Annotated in this window: 28 protein-coding genes, 1 tRNA gene and 3 pseudogenes; 19 read left to right on the top strand and 13 right to left on the bottom strand. The window is 46.4% G+C overall.

Translation table 11 applies throughout. The features are described from left to right. Positions 1–12 precede the first annotated feature (12 nt). From N7E60_RS06225 to N7E60_RS06235, 3 genes are all read right to left on the bottom strand, one after another. Positions 13–972, bottom strand: coding sequence for a sensor domain-containing diguanylate cyclase (locus tag N7E60_RS06225; RefSeq protein ID WP_077456961.1), 960 nt, complete (start codon positions 970–972; stop codon positions 13–15). A 112-nt stretch (positions 973–1,084) separates the two neighbouring features. After that, entirely contained in the window at positions 1,085–2,272 is a 1,188-nt protein-coding gene (locus tag N7E60_RS06230; RefSeq protein ID WP_269598406.1) for a class I SAM-dependent methyltransferase, read from the bottom strand. A gap of 186 nt (positions 2,273–2,458) precedes the next feature. Then, positions 2,459–3,835, bottom strand: coding sequence for a methyl-accepting chemotaxis protein (locus tag N7E60_RS06235; RefSeq protein ID WP_069588350.1), 1,377 nt, complete (start codon positions 3,833–3,835; stop codon positions 2,459–2,461). 80 nt (positions 3,836–3,915) lie between these two features. Between N7E60_RS06235 and yccX the strand changes: the two genes are divergently transcribed. Beyond that, positions 3,916–4,188: an acylphosphatase gene (gene yccX / locus N7E60_RS06240; RefSeq protein WP_077480235.1), complete on the top strand. Its 273-nt coding sequence runs from the start codon at positions 3,916–3,918 to the stop codon at positions 4,186–4,188. A 29-nt stretch (positions 4,189–4,217) separates the two neighbouring features. On the opposite strand, the gene N7E60_RS06245 is transcribed toward yccX, so the two are convergent. The 3 genes from N7E60_RS06245 to N7E60_RS06255 all read right to left on the bottom strand — a co-directional run bounded on the left by N7E60_RS06245 (position 4,218) and on the right by N7E60_RS06255 (position 6,887). Further along, positions 4,218–4,547 carry a TusE/DsrC/DsvC family sulfur relay protein gene (locus tag N7E60_RS06245; RefSeq protein WP_069588353.1) on the bottom strand — a complete coding sequence of 110 codons (330 nt, stop codon included), beginning with the start codon at positions 4,545–4,547 and terminating at the stop codon, positions 4,218–4,220. Positions 4,548–4,739: 192 nt separating this feature from the next. Beyond that, on the bottom strand, positions 4,740–5,408 hold the full coding sequence (locus N7E60_RS06250; RefSeq protein WP_069588355.1) for a Bax inhibitor-1/YccA family protein: 669 nt from the start codon (positions 5,406–5,408) through the stop codon (positions 4,740–4,742). Positions 5,409–5,615: 207 nt separating this feature from the next. Then, the gene (locus N7E60_RS06255; protein WP_269598407.1) at positions 5,616–6,887 is read right to left on the bottom strand and encodes an NRAMP family divalent metal transporter; all 1,272 of its coding nucleotides are present in this window, start codon (positions 6,885–6,887) and stop codon (positions 5,616–5,618) included. Positions 6,888–7,330: 443 nt separating this feature from the next. Here N7E60_RS06255 and N7E60_RS06260 point away from each other — a divergent pair, with 443 nt between their 5' ends. The 6 genes and pseudogenes from N7E60_RS06260 to N7E60_RS06285 all read left to right on the top strand — a co-directional run bounded on the left by N7E60_RS06260 (position 7,331) and on the right by N7E60_RS06285 (position 11,961). Then, positions 7,331–8,539 (top strand): NupC/NupG family nucleoside CNT transporter, encoded by a 1,209-nt coding sequence (locus N7E60_RS06260; protein ID WP_069588359.1) that lies wholly within the window; start codon positions 7,331–7,333, stop codon positions 8,537–8,539. 179 nt (positions 8,540–8,718) lie between these two features. After that, a tRNA-Ser gene (locus tag N7E60_RS06265) sits at positions 8,719–8,809 on the top strand. A 465-nt stretch (positions 8,810–9,274) separates the two neighbouring features. Beyond that, entirely contained in the window at positions 9,275–9,973 is a 699-nt protein-coding gene (locus N7E60_RS06270) for a hypothetical protein (RefSeq protein ID WP_269598408.1), read from the top strand. 71 nt (positions 9,974–10,044) lie between these two features. Further along, on the top strand, positions 10,045–10,716 hold the full coding sequence (locus N7E60_RS06275) for a sulfite exporter TauE/SafE family protein (RefSeq protein WP_269598409.1): 672 nt from the start codon (positions 10,045–10,047) through the stop codon (positions 10,714–10,716). 196 nt (positions 10,717–10,912) lie between these two features. Further along, positions 10,913–11,398, top strand: a pseudogene (locus N7E60_RS06280) (GNAT family N-acetyltransferase). A gap of 149 nt (positions 11,399–11,547) precedes the next feature. After that, positions 11,548–11,961 carry a hypothetical protein gene (locus N7E60_RS06285; RefSeq protein WP_269598410.1) on the top strand — a complete coding sequence of 138 codons (414 nt, stop codon included), beginning with the start codon at positions 11,548–11,550 and terminating at the stop codon, positions 11,959–11,961. A gap of 41 nt (positions 11,962–12,002) precedes the next feature. Here the strand turns inward: N7E60_RS06285 and N7E60_RS06290 are convergent. After that, positions 12,003–12,104 (bottom strand): annotated as a pseudogene (locus tag N7E60_RS06290) (IS110 family transposase); the annotation flags it as partial. Positions 12,105–12,242: 138 nt separating this feature from the next. Here N7E60_RS06290 and N7E60_RS06295 point away from each other — a divergent pair. The 5 genes from N7E60_RS06295 to N7E60_RS06315 all read left to right on the top strand — a co-directional run bounded on the left by N7E60_RS06295 (position 12,243) and on the right by N7E60_RS06315 (position 15,763). Then, positions 12,243–12,758 (top strand): GNAT family N-acetyltransferase, encoded by a 516-nt coding sequence (locus N7E60_RS06295; protein WP_269598411.1) that lies wholly within the window; start codon positions 12,243–12,245, stop codon positions 12,756–12,758. 46 nt (positions 12,759–12,804) lie between these two features. Continuing rightward, positions 12,805–13,572, top strand: a complete 768-nt coding sequence (locus tag N7E60_RS06300; protein ID WP_269598412.1) for a GNAT family N-acetyltransferase — start codon at positions 12,805–12,807, stop codon at positions 13,570–13,572. Positions 13,573–13,783: 211 nt separating this feature from the next. Next, positions 13,784–14,569 carry a GNAT family N-acetyltransferase gene (locus N7E60_RS06305; protein ID WP_269598413.1) on the top strand — a complete coding sequence of 262 codons (786 nt, stop codon included), beginning with the start codon at positions 13,784–13,786 and terminating at the stop codon, positions 14,567–14,569. Positions 14,570–14,733: 164 nt separating this feature from the next. Next, complete coding sequence (locus N7E60_RS06310) at positions 14,734–15,120, top strand: VOC family protein (protein WP_269598414.1); 387 nt, start codon at positions 14,734–14,736, stop codon at positions 15,118–15,120. A gap of 112 nt (positions 15,121–15,232) precedes the next feature. Beyond that, positions 15,233–15,763 carry a hypothetical protein gene (locus N7E60_RS06315; protein ID WP_269598415.1) on the top strand — a complete coding sequence of 177 codons (531 nt, stop codon included), beginning with the start codon at positions 15,233–15,235 and terminating at the stop codon, positions 15,761–15,763. Between the two features lie 222 nt (positions 15,764–15,985). Here N7E60_RS06315 and N7E60_RS06320 read toward each other — a convergent pair whose 3' ends face one another. Next, positions 15,986–16,525, bottom strand: a complete 540-nt coding sequence (locus N7E60_RS06320; protein ID WP_269598416.1) for a hypothetical protein — start codon at positions 16,523–16,525, stop codon at positions 15,986–15,988. Further along, positions 16,473–16,850 (bottom strand): hypothetical protein, encoded by a 378-nt coding sequence (locus N7E60_RS06325; RefSeq protein ID WP_077461097.1) that lies wholly within the window; start codon positions 16,848–16,850, stop codon positions 16,473–16,475. Before N7E60_RS06325 ends, N7E60_RS06320 begins: the two co-directional genes overlap by 53 nt. A gap of 113 nt (positions 16,851–16,963) precedes the next feature. On the opposite strand from N7E60_RS06325, the gene N7E60_RS06330 reads away from it, so the two are divergent. The 3 genes from N7E60_RS06330 (at position 16,964) to N7E60_RS06340 (ending at position 18,684) form a co-directional block, all read left to right on the top strand. Further along, positions 16,964–17,443, top strand: a complete 480-nt coding sequence (locus tag N7E60_RS06330) for a GNAT family N-acetyltransferase (RefSeq protein WP_269598417.1) — start codon at positions 16,964–16,966, stop codon at positions 17,441–17,443. 62 nt (positions 17,444–17,505) lie between these two features. Further along, positions 17,506–18,012, top strand: coding sequence for a GNAT family N-acetyltransferase (locus tag N7E60_RS06335; protein WP_269598418.1), 507 nt, complete (start codon positions 17,506–17,508; stop codon positions 18,010–18,012). Between the two features lie 111 nt (positions 18,013–18,123). Beyond that, positions 18,124–18,684, top strand: a complete 561-nt coding sequence (locus tag N7E60_RS06340; protein WP_077457075.1) for a GNAT family N-acetyltransferase — start codon at positions 18,124–18,126, stop codon at positions 18,682–18,684. A gap of 82 nt (positions 18,685–18,766) precedes the next feature. On the opposite strand, the gene N7E60_RS06345 is transcribed toward N7E60_RS06340, so the two are convergent. Next, the gene (locus N7E60_RS06345) at positions 18,767–19,594 is read right to left on the bottom strand and encodes a TauD/TfdA dioxygenase family protein (RefSeq protein WP_269598419.1); all 828 of its coding nucleotides are present in this window, start codon (positions 19,592–19,594) and stop codon (positions 18,767–18,769) included. Beyond that, positions 19,591–19,842, bottom strand: a complete 252-nt coding sequence (locus N7E60_RS06350; RefSeq protein WP_025739952.1) for a hypothetical protein — start codon at positions 19,840–19,842, stop codon at positions 19,591–19,593. The genes N7E60_RS06345 and N7E60_RS06350 overlap by 4 nt, the downstream gene beginning before the upstream one ends. A 123-nt stretch (positions 19,843–19,965) precedes the next feature. Between N7E60_RS06350 and N7E60_RS06355 the strand changes: the two genes are divergently transcribed. Beyond that, complete coding sequence (locus tag N7E60_RS06355; RefSeq protein ID WP_069587542.1) at positions 19,966–20,244, top strand: type II toxin-antitoxin system RelE/ParE family toxin; 279 nt, start codon at positions 19,966–19,968, stop codon at positions 20,242–20,244. A gap of 10 nt (positions 20,245–20,254) precedes the next feature. Further along, positions 20,255–20,575: a HigA family addiction module antitoxin gene (locus tag N7E60_RS06360; RefSeq protein ID WP_077577889.1), complete on the top strand. Its 321-nt coding sequence runs from the start codon at positions 20,255–20,257 to the stop codon at positions 20,573–20,575. Positions 20,576–20,632: 57 nt separating this feature from the next. On the opposite strand, the gene N7E60_RS06365 is transcribed toward N7E60_RS06360, so the two are convergent. Then, positions 20,633–20,869, bottom strand: coding sequence for an RNA recognition motif domain-containing protein (locus N7E60_RS06365; RefSeq protein ID WP_096628134.1), 237 nt, complete (start codon positions 20,867–20,869; stop codon positions 20,633–20,635). A gap of 116 nt (positions 20,870–20,985) precedes the next feature. Between N7E60_RS06365 and N7E60_RS06370 the strand changes: the two are divergent. Then, positions 20,986–21,138 (top strand): annotated as a pseudogene (locus tag N7E60_RS06370) (OsmC family protein); the annotation flags it as partial. Between the two features lie 75 nt (positions 21,139–21,213). On the opposite strand, the gene N7E60_RS06375 reads toward N7E60_RS06370, so the two are convergent. Then, positions 21,214–21,861 carry an NAD(P)-dependent oxidoreductase gene (locus N7E60_RS06375; RefSeq protein WP_096631366.1) on the bottom strand — a complete coding sequence of 216 codons (648 nt, stop codon included), beginning with the start codon at positions 21,859–21,861 and terminating at the stop codon, positions 21,214–21,216. A gap of 210 nt (positions 21,862–22,071) precedes the next feature. Here N7E60_RS06375 and N7E60_RS06380 point away from each other — a divergent pair, with 210 nt between their 5' ends. Next, the gene (locus N7E60_RS06380) at positions 22,072–22,659 is read left to right on the top strand and encodes a GNAT family N-acetyltransferase (protein WP_269598420.1); all 588 of its coding nucleotides are present in this window, start codon (positions 22,072–22,074) and stop codon (positions 22,657–22,659) included. Positions 22,660–22,668 lie beyond the last annotated feature (9 nt).

Genomic DNA, 22,668 nt, shown 5'->3' on the forward strand with positions numbered 1-22,668 from the left:
CCGCTTTTTGGCTTACACCTTGGCATTTTTTTGCTGGTACATCTTGGTGTCGGCTTCATCCAGTAGATCATCCAAGCTGCGCGGCGTCGACATGGAACTGGTCGCCACGCCATAACTGAATGAGATAGGGTAGGTGTGGCGATTGATTTGATTAAACCGCTCTACCACACCGGCAAAACGGTCGAGTGCTTGCTCGGCGGCTTCACGCCCAGCACCGGAGAGAAACACCACAAACTCATCGCCACCAAACCGCGCAAACACATCGGATTCGCGCATGTTGGCGCGCAGCAGATTAGCCATATGGCGAAGGGCGATATCCCCTTCGGAATGACCATAAGTATCATTGATGATTTTAAAATCGTTTAAATCGATGAATGCGAGCGAATACGGCGAGTTCATGCGCTGACAGTGCTGTACGGCGCGACTGGCTAGCTGCATAAAGCCGCGTCGATTAGATATTCCCGTGAGATCATCGGTATATGCGGTTTGCGCTGAGGAGAGCTCACTCTCGGCGAGTAGGGCCAAATCCTTCAAAAAGCGCAGATCTTCATCGCTAAAACGGCGCGGCTTATCATCAATCACACACAAGGTGCCCATGTTGCTCCCGTCGCCGAGCGAGAGCGGGTATCCGGCATAAAAGCGAATATGTGGCTCGCCCGCAACGAGGGGATTATCGGCGAAGCGTGGATCGAGGCTGGCGTCTTTCACCACAAAGGGTTGATCGCCCAAAATAGCATGACCACAAAAAGAGATATCGCGTGGCGTTTGGCGCACGTTAAGGCCAAAGCAGGATTTAAACCACTGGCGATCATCGTCAATGAGGCTGACGAGGGCGATGGGGACATCGAAAAGGCGTTTGGCTAAGCGAGTGATGCGATCAAAGCGCTCTTCGTCTTCGGTATCAAGCACGCCAGTGTCTTGTAATTTTTTGAGGCGTTGAGCTTCGTCGTTGGGCTTAATGGGGCTTAGCATCTGAACACTCCTGTCGGGTCGCTACTTACTTAAACGTAGATTCATCAGACAATCGTGTCCAGAAGTACGGACGCGCTTTGCGCCCGTCCGCACACCAGTTAAAGACCGTGTGTTATTGCACCAAACACGCAAAGCCTTTGAGGTAAAAACCTTCTGGATATGCACTGTGAGTGGGATGGTCCGCCGCTTGTGCAAAGCGCTCAATAAACTGCACATTTTTACCGGCATCTAATGCCGCGTCTGCCAGTATCTTTTGGAACAGGCCCGCATCCATTAAGCCCGAGCACGAATAGCTGAGCAGTACACCGCCCGGATTAAGAAGCTGCATAGCGAGCATATTAATATCTTTGTAGCCGCGACATGCGCCGGTCAGTTGGGATTTGGACTCCGCAAATTTGGGCGGATCCATCACAATCACATCAAAGCGTTCGCCTTGTTCGCGATAAGTGCGCAGCAGCTTGAACACATCGGCATTCACAAACTCAGCACGGGTGAGATCAAAGCCGTTTCGCGCCGCATTGGCTTTCGCTTTGTCGAGCGCGGGCTGTGAGACATCCACATTAGTGACCTGATTAGCATTGCCTTTTTGCGCATACAAGCCAAAACCGCCAGTGTAACAAAAGCAGTTTAAGACCCGTTTGCCATCCATGTATTTCACCGCTTGTTCGCGGCTATCCCGTTGGTCGAGATAAAAACCGGTTTTATGGCCATTGGCAATATCGACTTCAATCGCCACGCCGTTTTCTTCGATGATGACGGACGCAGGCGGTTCCTCACCGTGTAAAACGCCGGTGCGCGGTTTAAGGCCTTCTTTTTTGCGAATCGCCACATCGGAACGCTCGTAGATATGGCACTCTGGAAACTCGGTACGCAGGGCAGTGACGAGGTTATCACGCTGAGCATCCGCACCGGCGCTAAGCAATTGACACACCAAGTAGTTATCGTACTTGTCGACGGTGATACCGGGGACGCCGTCAGACTCAGCGGCTAATAGGCGATAACCAGTGAGACCATCACGCTTAGCGAGCATGGTGCGCAGCGGCTTTGCCGCACGAATACGGGCAAGGAAGAAGTCACTGTCGATGGGAGTTTTTTCAAAGCACCACATGCGAACTCGAATTTGCGATTGCGGTGAATAGGCGCCTAGCCCTAAAAATTCACCTTGATGATCACAAACAGTGACCGTGTCACCCAAAGCAGGTTTCCCTTCGATGCGGGCAATGCCGCGCGAGAAAATCCAAGGATGGCGGCGTTTGATGGATTTATCGCGGTCTTTGGCGAGATACACAGTGGCAGTCATGGACGTTCCTAACAATTTGGTGGTGCAAAACACGTCAAAATGCTGAGTAAGGCACCTGCATCATGACGTGACTTGCGGATAAAGCAAAAAAGGGCGGGTATTGTCGAGCAAGGCCGGTGTCATTGCAATAAAAACGCGCCCAGAGGTGGGCGCGTGATAGGAAGCATGCGGGCGAAACCTAGGGAGTTAGGTACGAAGTCCTGCCACCAAGGTTTTCAATTGCTGGGCTTGCGTGCCAAGCTCGCTGACTTCGGTCGCAGAATCTCGCAGCATTTGTGCGACTTGCGTGGACTGGCTGCGCACCTGTTCGACATCTTGTGAAATCGTACTCGCCACGTTGCCTTGTTGCTCGGCGGCGGCTGCAATTTCGGTACTGCGATCAGAAATCGTGCTGCTACGAGCGGCGATTTGGCTGATCTCGGCATCAATCTCTTGCACCGCAGCTTCGCTGGCAGACGCATTTTCGACGGTGCCCTCCATAACTCGACGCAACTCTGTGGTATGCGTTTGCAGCGACTCAATCATGGTTTGAATATCGACCGTGGACTCTTGAGTGCGGCTTGCCAAGGTGCGCACCTCATCGGCGACTACCGCAAAGCCACGCCCTTGCTCGCCCGCACGGGCAGCCTCGATCGCCGCATTCAGGGCCAATAAGTTGGTCTGCTCGCTGATGGCGTTAATGGTGGTCACCACGCTGCCAATTTGCTCAGCATTTTGATTCAGTTCCGTCACCTTATCAGCGGCTTGAGCAATCTCACTGGCCAGCGCGTTAATCGCCGTCATGGTTTGCTGAACTTGCTGACGCCCTTGCTGAGCCGCCTCGGTGGCCTCTTGGGTCTGAGTAGACGTATCGGTGGCGTGGCTCGCCACTTCACGAATCGATCCCGCCATTTCCTCGGTGGCACTGGCGAGTGAATCAAGATACTGACGTTGGCTTTCACCCAGTGATTCACTTTCATCGCTGCGCTGCTGCAGGCTTGATGACAAGCTATCCATCATCTCTGCGCTTTGCTGAATGGCTTTTACCATGTTTTGCTCACGCTCAAGCACTTTGTCGATGGTAATCGCGATCTGGCTGAACTCATCCCGTACTGGGAAGAAGTTCATTCGGTAGCTGAGTTCCCCATCTGCTAGCTTTAAGAGAGCTTGGTTCATGGTGTACATCGCGCCGCCGATAAAGGTCATGATGTAATAGGTCAACAGCGCAATCACCACTACCATGCCAAGCAGCAAGCTCCAATCGAGTGTGCCAAGGTAGGTGAACAAGGTGCCATCTGGTTGATAGTCAAGCTGTCCCGACGGCGTGAGCGTAAACCCGCTTTGCTGGTTTTGTAGTACCGTGCGTACTTCTTGCGCTGGCAAATCGTATTTCGCCACTAGGGCCTGAATGGCTTGGCCTTCCGCCTGCATGTTGGTTGCCACTCGCGTGTCCGACGCTGCATCGAGTGTCAGCGCTATCACTATCATTGCGAGGAGGGGAAGGAAAAAGATAAGGTAAAATTTTTCTTGGAGCCGAAGGTGGATGAGGTATTTATCAATCCATCGAAACGCTACTTCTTTCATGACGTAATCCTGTCAAACGACTGTCTCATGTAGCGTTATACAGATGTCATTATGCAATGGAAATACAGTGGAGGTGACCGATGTCTCAAAAATGCGTCAAGGCCTATGTCACAGGTCACGTTCAGGGCGTTGGCTTTCGTTATCACACCGCGCACGAGGCATTAAAACTGTCTTTGACTGGGTACGCGAAGAACTTGCCAGATGGACGTGTTGAGGTGTTGGCATGTGGCCGCGAAGAGTCGGTTGATGCCCTTATTGCATGGTTAGATCAAGGGCCGCCCACCGCGAGCGTGAATCACGTTAAACACGAAGATACTGAATGGCGTTCCGTGGATGGGTTTGCCATTCAGTAGGTCATGGGAAGGTCTTTAAAGCGGCTTAGTTACAAACATTTGGCGGGTTTGGGGAGGCCTGCCAATTTGGTTGCTTGTTTGGCCGGGCCTTTCGGAAAGAGCTTAAACAGGTATTTGCTGTTACCTTTCTCCGGACCGTATTCTTTTTCCATCGATTTTACCAATAAACGCACCGCCGGTGAGGTGTTGTATTCTTGGTAAAAATGGCGGACAAAGTGGATCACTTCCCAGTGGGCCTCGGTCAGTGCAATGCCTTCTTGCTCAGCCAACAAGGGAACCAGCGCTTCGTGCCAATCGTCTACGTTTTTTAAATACCCTTGCGCATCCGTTGCAACGGTTTCACCTTCATACACCAACATAGTCTTGCCTTTGTTCGTCATCCCAGCGGATGTTCTCGCCGTTGATAAGGCTGCAAAGCATAGCGAGCGACTGGAATGAGTGCAACTGACGTTTGTTGCGGACAGGTTTCTTCATCACGCTTGTGCGTGCTGCTATAAAAAAAGCCGGCAATAGCCGGCTTTGGTGGTGCATACACAATTTTTGTGTGGCACTTAGTCGTCGTTCATGATGCCAAGAATGCTCAGCAGGTGAACGAAGATGTTGAAGATATTCAAATACAGCGACACGGTGGCGCGGATGTAGTTGGTCTCGCCGCCGTTAATGATGTTGCTGGTGTCATACAGAATAAAGGCTGAGAAAATCAGTACCGCAATGGTGCTGATCGCCAAGCTCAGCGCTGGGATCTGTAGGAAGATGTTCGCGACCATCGCCACCAGTAGGGCAATCACACCGGCAACCAAGAAACCGCCCATGAAAGAGAAGTCTTTCTTCGATGTGATGGCGTAAGCCGACAGGCCAAGGAATACCATACCTGTGGTAGCAAGCGCCTGCATCACAATCCCTGGGCCACTCGACAGGCTCAGGTAATAGGTCAGTGTTGGGCCTAACGAGGCGCCCAGAAGGCCGGTGAACACGAAGGTCCACACGATACCCGCGGAGGAGTTCATGGTGCGAGGTAGCACAAAGAACACGATCGCCAACGCACCTAGGGTCATACCTAGCGACATCATTGGGCCGATGCCGACAGCGATAGCGATAAAGGCCGCGATAGCACTGGTGATCAGTGTCATCGATAGCAGTGCATACGTGTTACGTAGCACTTTGTTAGTAGATAACGCACTCTGCTGTGACTGGCTGTGCGAAACGATACGATCGTTCATAACGTTCTCCCGGTTGGGTTAACAATCCATTTCTTAATACGACAGTTATGTGGGCAGTCGTTCACTTTTTCAAGCTACCCACGTCCTTAACCTAAACCATGACTGGCTTTTATAAAGCAAATAATACCTTATCCGTGCTCAACGCCTATGGTGAAGTTGTAAAAGGATGTTAACCCAGCCCTTCAAGCGTGAACAAGGTAAACTTTGTTACATCAACCACTTCCACCAGATAAATACTGCTAAAAAGCCGAATAAATATATCAGGCCCACGATCGCCAGTGCGCGCATCGACTTACTCATGGTCACTTCAGGCGGTAAGCGGTGTTTGGTGACCAAAATATAGTTGAGTAATGCAAAGAACGGCGTGGTCACGAATGCAGCAATCATGGCGAAATCGAGCATGGTTAGCAATGCACCGGTCCAAAACGCGACAATACCGAGCGCTAACACGGCCGTGATTAACATCCAGCCTTGAGTCACCTGTGGCGAGGCTTGTGGCTGGCGACGCAATAAGCGCTGAGATTCAGACACGACCCGCGCATACCCGTCGATCACGGTAATGGTGCTGCCGAAGATACAGAAAAAGGCGACCACCGCAATCAAGTAGCGGGACCATTCACCAATCGTAGCAGCATACAGGCCAACCAATTGATGCGAAAAGCCAATCCCAGATTGCTTTAATTCAACCCCACTGCCATGCAACAGCAGGGCACCGAGTGATAGAAACACAATCGCCAATGCAGCGGTGCCGATATAGCCGACGTTAAAATCAAACAGCGCCGCTTTAGCATTAATGGGCTCAGATTGCGCTTTACGCTTTAGCCACACCGAGGTGATGCTAGAAATTTCAATCGGGGCGGGCATCCAACCCATGGTGACCACGATAAAGCCAATCGCCGTGACTGACCAAATGGACGGAGTCTGAAAATTAGGCTCAACCGCGACAGGGTTGCCGATTGCCACAGTCACCGCGACCAAGGTGGCACAGGTGAGCGTCGCCATGATCACTTTAGATAGCCAATCCAACGCCTTGTAATGGCCAGCAATTAGAATGACCAAACAAGTCATTACAATAATGATGGAAAGGGCGGTCAGGGAAAGATCAAACGGCACAAAATAGCTCAGCAGACTGGCGCTAAATAAAGTCAGTGCAGCTGTATTGATCACGCCGGATACCGCGCTGAGCACAATAAAAAGCCACAGATACCCGCGGCCGAGGCGGGCATAGCCCTCTACTAAGGTTTCGCCGGTTCCTGCCGTGTATTGCACGCCTGCGCGGAAAAAAGGGTATTTAAAGAGATTTACCAGCAGGATTAATGCGGCCAATTGCCAACCATAAATGGCACCGGCTTTGGTTGAGGCAACCAGATGAGAGCCACCCACGGCGGCAGCGGCCATCATAATGCCCGGCCCCAAGGCGCGAACACGTTGGATCACAGATAAACGCGACCCGGCCTCATGAGGAGAGACGGTTTGCATGATTGTTTCCTTTATAATAATTGCGTTGTTGTGTTTGTTTTTATCGCTATTTGATTAATTTTATTGTCAATAGCAGGTTATCAATAACATATGAGCGATCTGTGTCAATCAATCTTGCCAAAAACCCGTCTCGCAGCCTATCCGACCATCGTCGTAGCGCTCAGTGAGCGGCTGAGAATAAAATGTGATCAAAGGCCAAATTTAGCTGGAAATGCGATTCAAATCACAATAGAATGCCCGCCCAACATGCGCTCTTCGCCAGCCCAAAGGCAAAGAGTGGCTGTGTCGCGATTCGCGGCTGAAGAAAAAGTGTCCAAGGTTGGGCCCACCTTCACCGAACCCGCGGTACGATGAAACGCATGATGGAACCTCTTGCCACCTTGGCAGCGTGTCGTACTCATCTGTACCGCAAGTGCAACACAACACGGCAAGGTATTCTATTTATGCAACTTCTCTATAGTGCGGCCGGCATCGTCGCTCTGTTTTTGTGCGCCTATGCGTTCTCCTCTAACCGTAAAGCGATCAACTGGCGTACAGTGCTTGGGGCATTTGGCCTACAAGCGGGTTTTGCCGCACTGGTGCTTTACATTCCAGTAGGACAAGCCATGCTGGGCTCTATGAGCAATGGCGCGGCGAAGCTGCTTTCATTTGCCAACGAAGGCATTGAGTTTGTATTTGGCCCTCTCGCCAACGATGGGTTTATTTTCGCTGTTAAAGTTCTGCCGCTAATCATTTTTATCAGTGCGCTGATATCCCTCCTTTATCATCTCGGCATTATGCAGTGGGTTATTAAACTTCTCGGCGGTGGCATACAGCGATTACTCGGCACCAGCCGAGCAGAGTCTCTGGTGGCAACCAGCAACATCTTTCTTTCTCAGGGCGAATCTCCTTTGGTAGTTCGCCCTTTTCTTAGCCAAATGACACGCTCTGAGCTCTTCGCTGTGATGGTGGGAGGCATGGCCTCGGTCGCCGGTAGTGTGTTGGGCGGATATGCGGCGATGGGTGTGGATTTGAAATACCTGATTGCCGCGAGCTTTATGGCTGCCCCCGGCGGACTTTTGATGGCAAAAATCATTGTGCCGGAAACACAGACGCCCGCAGAACAAAACCATGTAGAGATCAGTGACAGCGACCAAGCCAATGCGATTGACGCCCTCGCCAGCGGCGCGATGAACGGTATGAAAGTCGCGGTGGCTGTGGGCACCATGCTGGTGGCCTTTATCAGCGTGATTGCGATGCTAAACGCTGGGCTGAGTAGTTTAGGTGAGTTGGTCGATATTGACGGTCTAAGCCTAGAAATGCTGTTTGGCTACCTGTTCTCACCGCTGGCACTACTCACCGGTGTACCGGTGCACGAGATCTTCACCGTGGGTAACTTACTTGGCCAGAAAATTGCGCTTAACGAATTTGTTGCCTTCTTATCGTTTGCTGATATCAAAGCGAACTTGTCGGTGCAAAGCCAAGTCATTGTGACCTTTGCCTTGTGTGGCTTTGCGAATATCGGCTCGATTGCCATTCAGCTCGGCTCTATCGGTGCGATGGTGCCGGAGCGTCGCAAAGATGTGGCAAGCTTAGGCGTGCGCGCAGTGATTGCCGCCACCTTTGCCAACCTAATGAGTGCGGCTCTGGCGGGTATTTTTATCGCGCTATAAGTACTGCGCGGTAACGAGACTCGGTTAAAGTGTCTCAGTAAAGTAGGGCGATTGGCGGCAAGCTAATCGCCTTTTGCTAGCAATATCGCCAACCTGATCACAGCTTGAGCGAACAGACAAAAAGCGGCAAATAAAGGGTTTACAAGCCACAGCGAACCCAATAATATACGCCGCGTTCCGGAGAGATGGCTGAGTGGTTGAAAGCACCGGTCTTGAAAACCGGCAAGGGTTAATAGCCCTTCTAGGGTTCAAATCCCTATCTCTCCGCCACATACCGAAAAGCCGCTGATTATTCAGCGGCTTTTTTGCGTTTATCCCCTCCACAAATCCCCAAACCCTGACCACGCCAACATTTTAGACGCCTCTGTCTAAACACATTACCCAGCGTTTGATAATCTAAGCCCCCTAAAATTCTCGCCCGTACATGGCCTTTTGGACGCCGCCAACCGAAGGGCGGTAGCGTGGGTGTTAAAGTGAAGCCATTGGTATAGCGGTGCCTATCACCTCGTTCCCACACTCCTGCGTGGTAACGCGTTATGGGTTAGTTAGTATCGTTTCGGGGTAATGTGAACGCCTGAGCTGTGATGGACGGCACGCACATTTTTGCAGACGAGTTGATTGCTTGAAGCGTTTAAAATAATTTTAATAACAGTAATTTAGACGATAAAAGATGCGTATAACGGTTTTGGTAAATCGAGAATGCGCATTAATACAATGTTAGTTTCTTAGGGGAACATGGAAGACTTAACTAGAATTTACTCAAAGAACCTTTTTTTCACGGCCTGTGTATTTGTTATGGGCCTTGTGATTCCCTATGCGAGAGGACATTCTTTAGCAGGGGCGCTTTTAGTTTTATTAGCGATTGTTCTCTATGGGTATATTGGTAAGTTGCTGTTTGATGTTATCAAACAGCTAAGCAAAAGCGAAACATCAATCAAAGAGCTTAAGTTTCTCTTTGTAACATTGGCTGTGCTGTGTGCCGGAGGTTACTTTTTTATTGGAGTAATCGATGCAAAAGAACAAATGATATCCGGCCTGCGCGAGATTAAGGCTGACGACAAGTATGAGTTGTTTTCGTTCGATGGGTTCTTTGTCTACTTTCAAGATCTTACATTTACTTATCTAAACAGCCTGTATTACTCAATAGTTGTTATGGCAACTTTAGGAGACTCGAAAATCGTAGCGGAAGGCGGATTTATTAGAATTATCGTTGCCTTTGAGGTAGGTACAGCTCTCAGCTTAACGATGTTTAAAATTGGTGAATGTTACAGCGAGCGATCGTCGGCAGAAGCTAAGAAAACAGAAAGCCGAATATTGAATGAAGTACAAAAGTTAAACCCTAGCTACACAGTTGATCCGGAAGCTGGATTTTGGGAACGCACATTTATGAAACTAACAATTAAATCCAGCCGACGCAGAAAGACGCGCTGCTGATCTAGGCGTTATAGCGCAAGGAGAAATCGAAGATCGAATATCTATTGGGATTAATAGTATTACTGACGTCCATGGTTGCTGGCATCGTTGGATTTGGCGGTGGAATGCTTCTAATTTCAGTCCTTCCTGTCTTCCTAAGTCCTGCTTTGATAATACCAATTCATGGCTTGGTTCAATTGGCAAGTAACTCGTCACGTATGCTGTTTTCATTGAAACATGTTAGGTGGCAGCTTGTTCCTCGCTTCTTACTTGGGTCAGTCGTCGGTGCGTTGATGATCGGGTATGGTTTGTCTCATATTTCAATGGAGTATGTCCCAGCTGCAATTGGCCTGTATATTTTACTGAACCTATGGAGCCCAAAGTTTTCAGCGTCTGTCAGTCGATACGAAAGCTTTTATCTGATCGGCTTTTTACAAACAGAGTTAGGGTTGGTAGTAGGTGCAACTGGACCGTTGAGTTTGAGCGTGTTAACAAAACAACTGGAATCTAAAGATGAAATCATAGCAACAAGCGCGTTATTTATGACAATTAGTCACCTAGCAAAAGTCCCCGTGTACTTGTCGTTCACTGAGAGCATGTTTTCTGACTTAGATCTTATTGTTTATATGGTTTTGGGCGCTATTTTAGGCTCGTTTATAGGAACGAAGCTTCGACTAAGTACAAAAAATGGTTATATTATTAAAATAATCCAGGTTTTATTGACGTTGCTTGCGGTTAAAATGATAGCTGAAGTTGCGCTATAACAAACGAGCATGTCGTCAATCGTTTAATTTTGGCGCATGTTTTGTAGTTAATCATTGCGTAAAAGAGGCTAGTGGTGTTTAGCGAGATTAATACAAAAAATTGAGTAGATATGGTTATCTCCGTTATTAAAAGCCGCATCTAATTGTGGCAGATCTTCAAGAGGGAGAATTAATGTCATTCGTTATAGGGATGTAAATGTCTGTAGAAATCAAAAGAGTTGATAAAAACCATTGCCTTGATTTAGTTGAGATCTTCATTGAACTTGAGCAGTACTATTATCGGTGATAAGGCTGCGCCAGAACAGGACTTAGCCAACTATCTTAGTCATCAAGTATTTTCTGAGCACTCAGGCGTAAATGTGATCGCACCTTTGACCACGATAAGGTTTTGGGTTTTGCAACTTACACAATAATGGTTCCGGCACCAAAACTATCAGGCCAGATGTATATGAAAGACCTGTTTGTATCTTCCTCTGCTCGTGGTAAAAGTATCGGACTTCAATTGATGAAACATTTGGCTACTATCGCTATTACTCATAACTGTAAGCGCCTAGACTGGACAGCAGAAAGTACGAATCCGATAGCAGGAAAGTTTTACAAATCAATCGGAGCAAGTTTGATTAGAGAAAAAGAGTATTACCGATTTGAAGGTAATGATTTGAATAAGCTGGCAAAATCCTGATAACAAACGCCTCAATAGAAGGGCGACGCGTGGCGTTTCCAGTCCCATTGAGCCGTGGTGGTTATGGTTGTTGTGATTGAGTTTAGTGGAAATGCGTTGTCAGCGCCTTAGGCGGGCGCTGGCTATCTTAGGGAAGATCGAGAAATTAAATGAAAATTAAGCATTTATCTATTAACTCACTCCAACCGAAGCGCAGCTCGGAGATTTTAGCTGAGCTTACTAATGGAGAGGCTAAAGCATTTCCGTCAAAGACAATGACTGGTGCATGGATGTGTGTTTGGAGTGAGAGTGATAATGAGCTAATTGAGTTCATTCCAGCGCAGTATAAACTGACGTTCGGTGACTTAGCTGCAATTTATGAAGAGCAAGGTAAAAACCAAAATTTTCATGCTTCTCACTTTATGCTCGAAGCAAACAAAACGGTAGATGAGTTAGTCGCAATAGCAGAGAAACATCAATTAGCTCATCGCTTTAGAAAACACTTTGGTGGTCCTTTGTATGAGGTTTGGCTCGAGGATGGTCTGCTAGTTGAGTTTTGCTCTGACGAGATATCAAAACTTTAAGTGTGCAATCAGTAGCTAGCAAACGAGCATGGCGTCAATCTTTAAATTTCGGTGAGATTTCTATCCCACATCACGCCGTCTTTGAGCATTGAACCTAAGCTCACCATCATCTCACGTTCACAGGCAATAATGGCAATTTTTTGTAATTAATCTCTGAATAAAGAGAAAAGCGGTGCTTGGCGAGCTCAACTTTTTTCTCCTAAAACAGTGCCGAGCTAGACGGTGTCGTCTTGATAATTCGAGTGATGGTGAACATCGACGATATAGAACAAGGATATTGCATGGAAATTAGGACTGGCAAGCATACAGATGTGTCGGCTATTACCGACATTTTTAATTATTATATCGAACATACCAATGCTCGATTTGAGGTAGATCCGTTCACAGTAGAGAACCGTCAAGAATGGTTTTCGCAGTTTTCGAGTGGAACGAAGCATCAGCTTTATGTGGCGATAGAAAACGGCTTAGTATGTGGTTTTGCATGCTCCCAACCGTATAGGGCGAATTCTGCTTTTGACGATACGGTCGAGGTGACAGTGTATTTAGCGCCAGAGGCGAAAGGCAAAGGCTTAGGGACTAGGCTGTATAAGCAGTTGTTCTCATCGATAAGCACGTGCGGAGTTCACCGCGCATTGTCCGGTATTGCATTACCAAATGATGCATCAATAGCTTTGCATAAACGCTTTGGTTTTAAAGAGGTTGGTGTTTTCAACGAGTACGCAAGAAAAAATGGACATTATATTAGTTCAATATGGTTAGAAAAAACGTTGGATGCTATGCCTGATTGTGTTGATTAGTTCATAACTAGCGTATTGCTGCAAGGTAGCAATCAATGAGGATAAAATGAATACAGTGGATGTAATGCGAGACTACAATGAGTTTGAGCGAAAGCTTTTTCCCTCGTTTAATGGTGTAAAGGAGTCAGATAATAATCTGACGAAGTTCGTATCAAATGACCGTCATGGTAGCTATGTTTCATTCTTCAGCTTCGACGAAAGTCTCACTGAATCAATAGTTAAAGAGCAACTTTTATACTTTAACAAGCGCAATTTATGCTTTGAATGGAAAACCTACAGTACCGATAAACCAAGTAATATCGGCAGTGTATTACTCGAAAATGGTTTTGAACAAGAAGATACCGAATCATTTATGGTTCTAGACCTGGAAAAAACAGCGAACCTATCTTTCGATGAATCTCAGATCACAGAAGTATTTGATAGAGAGGGTATTCGTGACGCAATAATAGTTCAAGAAAAGGTCTGGGGTGGAGATTTTGATTGGCAATATAATTACTTAGTAAGCCTCAAGGAACATTCTCCTTATTCTGTGTCTATCTACGTCGTATATGTAAATGGCCGACCAGTGACCTCTGCTTGGCTAACATTTAATGGTAATAGCCCATTTGCCGGTATTTGGGGCGGAAGCACAATCGAAGAATTTCGCGGTAATGGGTATTATAGTTTGATCCTTAACAAACGCATCTCTGAAGCGAAATCGAAAGGGGTTAAATATCTTATAATCGATGCCTCAGATATGAGTAAACCAATCGTATCAAAGCGTGGTTTTGAAGTCGTAGCGACAACAACGGGATACACTTCACCAAATAGATAATAAACGATTAGCTGCCTCTGGCACTTCTTTCAGCGCGAGAGCAGCCAATAAGTAAGGTATATACTTTTACCTTAAAATTGGTACTTAGAGATTAGCGTCAAAATTAATTGATTAGATATAGTTACCTCCTGTATTAAAGGTCGTGTCTAAGTGAATTTGATTATCAATAAAGGGCTAATCCGTTAATTTTTAATATAGTATCGAGGGAACGATGCAAGATAAAAAAGTAAGAGACGTCTATAACGCTTACTTTCACTTTAATAATGAACGAACACTGTCAACTGATTTAGCCAGTGAACTTTTTTCGGTTGAATCTGAGGGTTGCTCTGTTTTCGTGGACAAAACACGTAAGTATGATAATCAAATAATCATCCATGAACTTTCTAGCATAGAGACTTTAGAGAGTTATCTGAGTTTTTACACACGTGACTTGCCCCCTGAAATATCCGTCGAACCGCAGGCAATAACAAATGAGCTGACAACATGGTTATTAAATCGTGCCTTTGTATCAGAATATGAGCATGAATTTCTCGAACTGAAGCCTGATGAGTATGTAGCGTGTACAGATAAATCCCAACAAGTGTCAGTTGAACAATGGTTACATGATAATGTTGATGATTTTTTAGCTTTACTTAAAACATCAGGTTTAGAGTGTTCGAACGAAATCTGGCAGAAGAAACGTCCGCTTTACTGCACAGAAAGGTTTCGTTGCTATGTTGCGAAAATAAACGGTGAGCCATGTGCTTGGGCAACGAGTTATATCGAGGGCGAATATGTAATACTCGCCAATGCGTATACACAAGAGAGTTATCGTTCGAAAGGGTGTCAAATTGCGTTACTTCGAGCACGAATTGAAGATGCTATTTCTTTAGGTGCCAAAGTAGTGCTGACGGATGTCATGCCAAACAGTACGAGTAGTCGTAACTGTAAGTCAGTCGGTTTTAGGCATGTTGGTGTGAGAAGTGTATGGTGTAAAAATAAAGATAGCCATTGTTGATATTAAGTTTCCCCCTCAATGTGATTAGGGGCACATGCAAGATCATGTTAATTGAGTCTAAATCACACTAACGATAGCGGCGTCGGCTGATTGCTGAGACGATTTGATGAATTACTGGGTTACGACAGTTAATTTTTTATCGAGAAGTTTGCGAGTCACTTTCAATGAATACTAGACAAGGTTATTCCAATGGTATGTCCGTTTACCCATCTGCATTGCTTGTACATGTACCTAACGTGAATGAAGGGCTAGAGTGGTATCGCAAGGCTTTTCCTAAAGCAATGCCTATTTATTATCCAGACTTTGATTTTACCGCCCTCGACTTAAATGGTTTTCAGTTGGAAATTGTGCAAGCCGATGAAAAAGTCCGCAATGGTAAGTGCGGGACTGTGCTGTATTGGCTGGTTGATGACTTGTTAAGCGCTCTAGATCACTTTAAGGCAATCGGCGCTGATTTATACCGCGGTCCAATGGCGATCGAGCATGGACTATCAATGTGCCAAGTCACTGATCCATTTGGAAATCTCATTGGGCTCCGTGGGCCTGTTTGATGAATAAGAAGAATGTTTAATAATACGATTAAAAACAATGAGATTAACGAAAGCTGTGTGCGCTAATATAGATTAAAATCAGGAGTGACTTTAGCTGATAAAGCGTAATATAATGAAAAGCTATTATAGCTTTGTGGAGATGATGGTGATGAATATCTTAAGCTTATATCTTTCGTATGAAGAGCAGAGAAAAATTTTATACCAAGGAAAGAGTACGGTCTCATCGTACACTGCAAAAAGAATGTATTCAAAGCTATCAAAGAAATATTATGATGAAAGTGAGAAAGAAAGAGTCATAGATGTACTAATAAAAAATAGATTTTCCACATGGAAAGATGGGGAGTTTTTATTCTTAGAAGATAATAGAACTAATGATATCAGCTTGGTTAGAGAATTTTTAGCTAGCAATTTATTAACACTGATAAGCTTAGCGATATCACTTTCCATTCTTTTGGTTGCAATTGTATCTGGAGAACTTAACGATTTTACATATATTGTTGCTTATATCGTTTACGGATTTACTCGTTCCGAAGCAGCAATAATGATAGTAGTTCCAATGGTTTATTTTCTTATGTTTTACTTGATCAGGGTTTTCATTAATGGATTGTATAAGTTAATGATATTTTTTCAAGAGAAATCATAAATAGACGTAAAGTTGGCGTACATGAATACAGATAGGATTAATGGTCAAGCTGTTCCTTTTGGGGGCGAAAAATACACGATCTTTCTTTAACTGTGTAGTTAGTTGCTTAGTAGTGATGATAACAATATTCGTAATACGATTGTCGGAATTCACTTAGCTACCAAAGCTACTGATTATTTTCGGATTATATGGTGTTGTAGCATCGGTTTGATATCTCCATTGCTATTTATTGCTCTTTTGAAATTCAGGGTATTGCTCAAGAAACTCAACCATATTGAAAGGCATGACTTTTGGTTGTCGTTTGTACCAATTTACAAGCGGTTTTACATCCAATGCATGAAAATCACGTTTAAAGGCACTACTCCGATATACATTCGATAGCTCGATCCACTCGTCTAAATACTGAGTATCTTTAGATTCAGAAGTATACGCTAATAAAGCAGAGTTGTAGGAAGATAGCTCTTTTCCCCAGCAATCAATTTCTGCTAGATGTTTAATATAACCAGTTGCTGCTACTTTTTCGCTTCGACTGAGATTAACAAACCAACTTTCCTTGATCGGCTCTAATGGTTGACGATTTTTACGGCAATTACTTGCTTTTTCTTCTAGTGCAGAATAAGTACTATCCATTTCGGACTTTAAAAATTCTTCCCATGTAAGGGCATGGCCTACTATAGGAAGGCTTATCAGTAAAAGTAAGGTGGCTTTTCTACAGAGCATTAGAAACACATCTCCAAAATTCGTAATCTTTTCCTGTTGCATTTAGTGCTGTCATATCAGCGTGATCTTGCAGTCTACGGCGCCGAATAATTCCTACACTTTTAAATGCATCAGCGAAACCTTTCCAGTCATATATACTAATATTAATACCTGTGGATACTACCGATGCTGAACCCTCAATAATAACTGAACCATTTGCACTTCTTGATGCAAATAGTTGAAATAGTGGAACACCAGATAAGACTGCTTCAAGTACATTGGCAGTATCGATTATCCTGTTCATTTCCTTGATTCCATCAAGGGTCTGAGCGCTAGGCTCAAAGCTATCTATATTGCAAAAATCACCTTTAAAGCTTGAAACCGGCATACTTGTTCCCTGAGAGTCATTATCTAGGTATTTAAAAGTAAATACTTACAATAGTCACAGAAAGCCTTATGATATTGGAGCATCATCACGTAAATATCAATTTTAGGACACCCATGCACCTGACTTTCCGTCCCATCAATCTTGAAACCGATTTTGCTAATTGTGTGGCTGCACGTCGGGATGCTTTTGTGTGTAGCTTTGGCTCCGATGAGGGGGTTGAAGACTTTCTGGCTGGCTATTTTGAACGAGTGAGTGAACGCGTGGGTCAGCCCGAATGGTTTTATCGGCATATTTTTGTCGATGGAGAATGGGCTGGGCAGCTTGAATTTCGCAGCACGTCGCCAGAGCCTGAGACTGGTTATGTGCATCTGATTTACCTTGCACCTGCTTTTCGTGGTCGAGGGTTTGCCCCTTTGCTGCAGCGCTATATCGAAACCACCTTAACAAACGCGGGGTGTCGCCGAGCAATGCTTTCTGTAAGCCGTGATAATCATCGCGCGTTAACCTTTTATCGCCATCAAGGCTGGGAATTTGTTCGCGCCAACCCCAAACATGCGAAGACCGATTTTTATCAGTGTTGGTTGCCAGCCTAAATACTTATTCGTGCCAATATGCGATTATGGCGCGATAGAATGTTTCAGTAGGCGAGTGGTTTATGACACTGATATGCCGGTCAAAAAGGCTCAATGTGCGACAGTTTCATCTCGACGATGCGCCGTTTATTGTGGAGCTGCTTAATGAGGCGTCGTTTATACGCTATATCGCAGATAAAAAGGTGCGTACTGAACAAGATGCGATCGAGTATCTCCGTCACGGACCGCTTGCGAGCTATCAAGCACATGGCTTTGGCCTGAATCTGGTAGAACGGCGGGAAGATGGTGAGCCCATCGGCATGTGCGGTGTGCTCAAGCGCGATGAATTGGCATATCCAGATTTAGGCTACGCGTTTTTATCGCGTTATACCGGGCAGGGATATGCCACAGAAGCCGCCGAGGCGGTGCTTGAAGCAACTCTGTTAGCGAGCGGACTGACTACGGTTCAGGCGGTGACCTTACCGGACAACCAACCCTCAAACCACTTGCTTGAAAAGCTAGGGTTTCGGCTACAACACCCAATCATGCTTTATGGGCATAGCAACAATCTGTATGAATATATCCGTTAATAGATAAACAAAAGTGGTTCTTTGTTTGTTCACAAGAGCCAGCTTATTTTCAACTATCGCGATTATGCTTGGTCATAGTGCAATGGTGCATAATAGGGAATACAGTAAACCATGCAGCTGGAAGCAGAACATTATTACTTACGATCTCTGGATATCAGTGATACAGAGTATTTTTATCAATGGTCCCAAGATAGGGAAGTAACAATTTATAGCCTATCAGCCTATGCGTATCCGCAGTCTCGATCGGATATTTCCTCATGGTTGTCGACCATTAATGCAGATCCTAAAAATGTTTCTTTTGGGATCTGTACTAGAGCGACGAATGAGCTGATTGGTTACGCAGGGATTAGTGATATCAGTACACTAAATCGTAGTGGTGAATTTTTTATTTTAATCGGCAACAAGCAGTTTTGGGGAAAAGGCATAGGTACTCTTGTGACCAAATTAGTCACAGACTATGCCATTAGAACGCTAGGTTTGCATCGCGTGCAGCTCACCGCTAGCACTCTCAACTCTCGTGCTATCAGTGCGTATAAGCGGGCGGGATACAAACACGAAGGAGTGATGCGTCAGTCTGGCTTTCGCAATGGTGAGTTTGTTGATAAAGCCGTAATGTCAGTATTATCCCATGAGTGGTTATTCAGCGCCGGTGACATTGATACAGTTGCTTAGATAAAACGATGTGGCTTTTTGCATGTAAGCTTTGGGATGAGATCCGCCGTTGCCCAAAAAGCTCTTCAATACCGTTATTGGATTACTGGGACCGCTCACCCTGAACCGTGACGCGGTGTAATCGTCTGGGTGTGTCGCCATAATCGGTTACTGCGTAGTGTTGGGTGGCGCGATTGTCCCATATTGCCACCGAGTGTTTTTGCCAGCGAAAACGAACGTGATATTTCGATTGGCGTGCTTGACTGAACAGTGTCGCAAGCCGTTGTTGGCTGTCAGCCTCTGGCCAATCGGCAATCGTGCGAGTAAATTGCTCGTTAATAAATAGTACTTCTTGGCCGGTTTCTGGGTGGGTTTGCACCATGGCACGGCGAATGGGTGGGTAGTCTTGAGCGCGTTTCGAGACCACACTCTGGCCGTCGGCGTCTTGATGATCGTAACGACTGCCTTCAACGGCGTGCAGTGCGTGAATGGTGTCGAGCTCGCGTAGCTCGATTTTTTCTTTGTCGGTTAGATCGGCCCATACTGCTGCCATGTCACACCAAATCGTATCCCCGCCATGTTCTGGTACATATTGCGCGTGTAAAACCGAGCACTTGGGCGGCACCGCTTGCCATGTCATGTCGGTGTGCCAATAGCTTTGGCTGGGTGGATTACCGCGGCTGGTTTCAATCACGACCACTTGCTCGTTGTCGGGCAGGTGCGGAAAAAACGGGTGAGGTGGCTCAAGCTCGCCGAAGCGTTTTGCCAGTGCGACATGGTTGTCGGTAGATAGAGGCTGCTCGCGAAAGAAAAGCACTTTGTAGCGTAAAAACGCTTGGTACAGCGCCGCAAACTCAGCCTCTGAAAGCTGGGATAAATCGATATTATCGACTTGTGCCCCTAATGTATCGCCTAAAGGGGTTATCTTCATTTGAACCATACCTTACCGCCAATAAATTTATAGGCTGGTGTGCCTCGCACCAAGGTGTCACGCGCAAAGGGCTGTTCGCATTGAGGGCAGTGACACGGCGTGGTGGTGGCATCCTCAACAATCCTTTCTTTAAAGCACTTCACCAATGCACCTTTGCCGCCTTTGCGGTATTTAAACAGTGGTGCATTACAGCGTTTACAGAAAATATCGATGGTTTTGGTGGGCCCTTTTTTATTTGGCTTTGCCATGTTGATTGCTCAAGCGTCACTAGATGCCGAAAGCTTGATAGTGACGAGTCGGGCGTAGGCTGTCAATTAGCTATCGTTTAATGACGCTTTACGTTATTAACGTTATGCGTTACTATTGGGTTTATGATTCGAACGTTTAATTGCAAAGATACTGAAAAGCTAGCACAGGGAAAGCGGGTAAAGCGCTTCGTCAATTTTGAGCGAGTCGCGCTTAGAAAATTGCGCCAGCTACAAATCTCAACCGATTTAGATGATCTCAAAATACCACCTGGTAACAAACTAGAGCCGCTAAAGGGTGATCGTAAAGGGCAATTTAGCATTCGAATCAATAATCAGTTCCGCATTTGCTTTCGCTGGGTTCAAGGTGGTGCGGAAGATGTCGAAATCGTTGATTATCACTAAGAGGTCGCTCATGCGTACTGTAGAAGCTGTCACACCTGGCGAGTTACTAAAAGAAGAGTTCCTGACCCCGATGGGGATTTCGCAATATCGTTTGGCTAAAGAAATCGGAGTGCCCGCACAGCGTATTGGTCAAATTATTGCTGGTAAACGGGCTATAACGGCTGATACAGACCTGCGTTTATGCCGTTTTTTTGGATTGTCGAAGGGCTATTGGCTGCGTGCTCAAGTGGCCTATGATACTGAAATTACTGAACATGAGCTCGAAGATCAGCTGAATAGTATTCGCCCATGGACAGAAGTTTCGACCATAAACAAAAGCCAACACGTGTGATCGTGTTGGCTATCGCTCTCGCCTCATAGCCAATGTAAGTGCAAGGGAGCCTTTTGCTTAGTTTGCGACTTTAACGCGGATTTTGCTTTTCGCAACGCTGGTTAAGTGCAACGCCGCCATCGCGGCTTTCGCCTGTGTGTCATCAGGCATGGTCACGAAAGCAAAGCCTTTGGATTCGCCAGTCTCTTGGTCCAGCACCAGATTACATTCGGCGACATCACCATACTCAGAAAATAGCTGACGAAGTTGGTGTTCGGTAGTGGTGCGAGCAAGATTGCGAGCTAGTAATTTCATTGTTGTCCGTAATTGTCGAAGTAACAGCGGCGATTGTCTCAATAAAGGGTGGCAGGACCAAGTAATAGTTTGGCGATGTGACGAATAAGCGAATCAAAGACTCGTGTTCCGATGGTGATGGCGGCTTTGGCATTGCCGTGAAGTTGGCGGTTTCTGTCGGTGATCTGGATAAAGATACTGCGCACTCGTTGGTTGAGCAAGCACACCAAGTCTGCCCATATTCTAATGCCACGCGTGGCAATATTAAGGTCGAGCTGTCAGTGGTTTAAGCTGGTAAGAAAAGATTGAATAGTGAGGAGCGCTCAACACAGCGCTCCTTTTTTACGTTTACGATCTAGCACCTGTTAGGTGCCATAGCCCACCGTGAATGCTTGCTGCAGATGCTTAGGTGTTTCGGCCTCATCAAGCATGGCGACCGCGAAGTCTTCCATTGAAATGCGAGACTGTCCGTCACTATCTGTCACTAAGGTGTCTGTCCCCAATGTGTACTGACCGGTGCGAGTACCAGGTGCGATCATGGCGGCAGGCGAGAGGTAACTCCAAATCACATCTTGGCTGGCGAGGCACTGCTCATATTGCACTTGGCACGCGCGTGCAATCTCAACCGCTGAAGCAGGGAGAAATCCTTCGGTGTTTAACACGGTTTCACCGTCAGTGCCTGGAATCATCAGTCGAGCGGCACCGCCGACAATCAGAACGCGCATTTGATGGTGGGCTGCGCCTTGGACGACGGCTTGGGTTAACACCGGTAATTGCGCTTCTTCGCCTGTCGGTGGGCGTAACGCCGTAATGGCAAGATCATGACCAGCCATTACCGATGCCACCTTGTCCGCATCGCTCAAATTGGCGGCGACAGGTTTTACGCCGTCGGGTAGCTTGCTGAATGCTGCCTCGTTACGTGTCACTGCCGTGACCTTATGGCCGCGTTGCAACGCTTCCGATACAATTCGACTGCCAATATCGCCCGTGGCACCAAATACGATTATATTCATTACGTTAGTCTCCATGTTATGACTCCTGTGTATCCTTATGCCGCGCAATAGCCAGTAAAAAGGGTGGCTGTCATACGCTTGTGGTTAAACCATGCTGAACTGATTAAGTTGTGACTAATTATTTATCTTGATGTAAAGATAGGTGCTAGTAATCTTTACGTCAAGATAAATGTGTGGGTGTTTTTTATTGAGGAAGACAGAGGGGAGCCAATGGAGATAGCGATCCGGCAAGGATGGCCGCTTGAGCAAGCACAACACGTCGCTGAGTTATATGAGCAAGCGTTTGGAATGAAGTTCGCACGGGCAATTCCTAATCAGGCAGCACGCGTGGCGGTGTTGTCTCAGTGTTTTGTCCCAGACTTTTCGTTTGCCGCTATGCAAAACGGCAAGGTGGTGGGGTTGGCTGGGTTTCAAACTCAAGCCGGCGCACTGACACAGGGCATGGACGCGAAACAGTTGATCGATAGTTTGGGGCCCATCAAAGGCATTTGGGCCTGCGCGATATTGGCGCTGTTTGAGCGTAAAGCGGCACACAATGAATTGATGATGGATGGCATTGCTGTTGATAGCGCGATACGTGGTCAGGGGATTGGCTCCCAATTATTGGATGCCATTATGGATTATGCCCAAGCGCATGGCTTTGAAAGCGTTCGATTAGGTGTCATTGATAGCAACCCCAGAGCCCGCAAGCTTTATCAAGCTAGAGGCTTTGTCGCCACTAAAGAAGAGCGCTTTCCGCACCTAAAATGGTTAGTCGGCTTTTCAGGCGCCACTACCATGGTCAAGGCGCTGAACTAAAACAACAAG

The sequence above is a fragment of the Salinivibrio proteolyticus genome (assembly GCF_027286365.1).
Taxonomy (GTDB): Bacteria; Pseudomonadota; Gammaproteobacteria; order Enterobacterales; family Vibrionaceae; genus Salinivibrio; species Salinivibrio proteolyticus.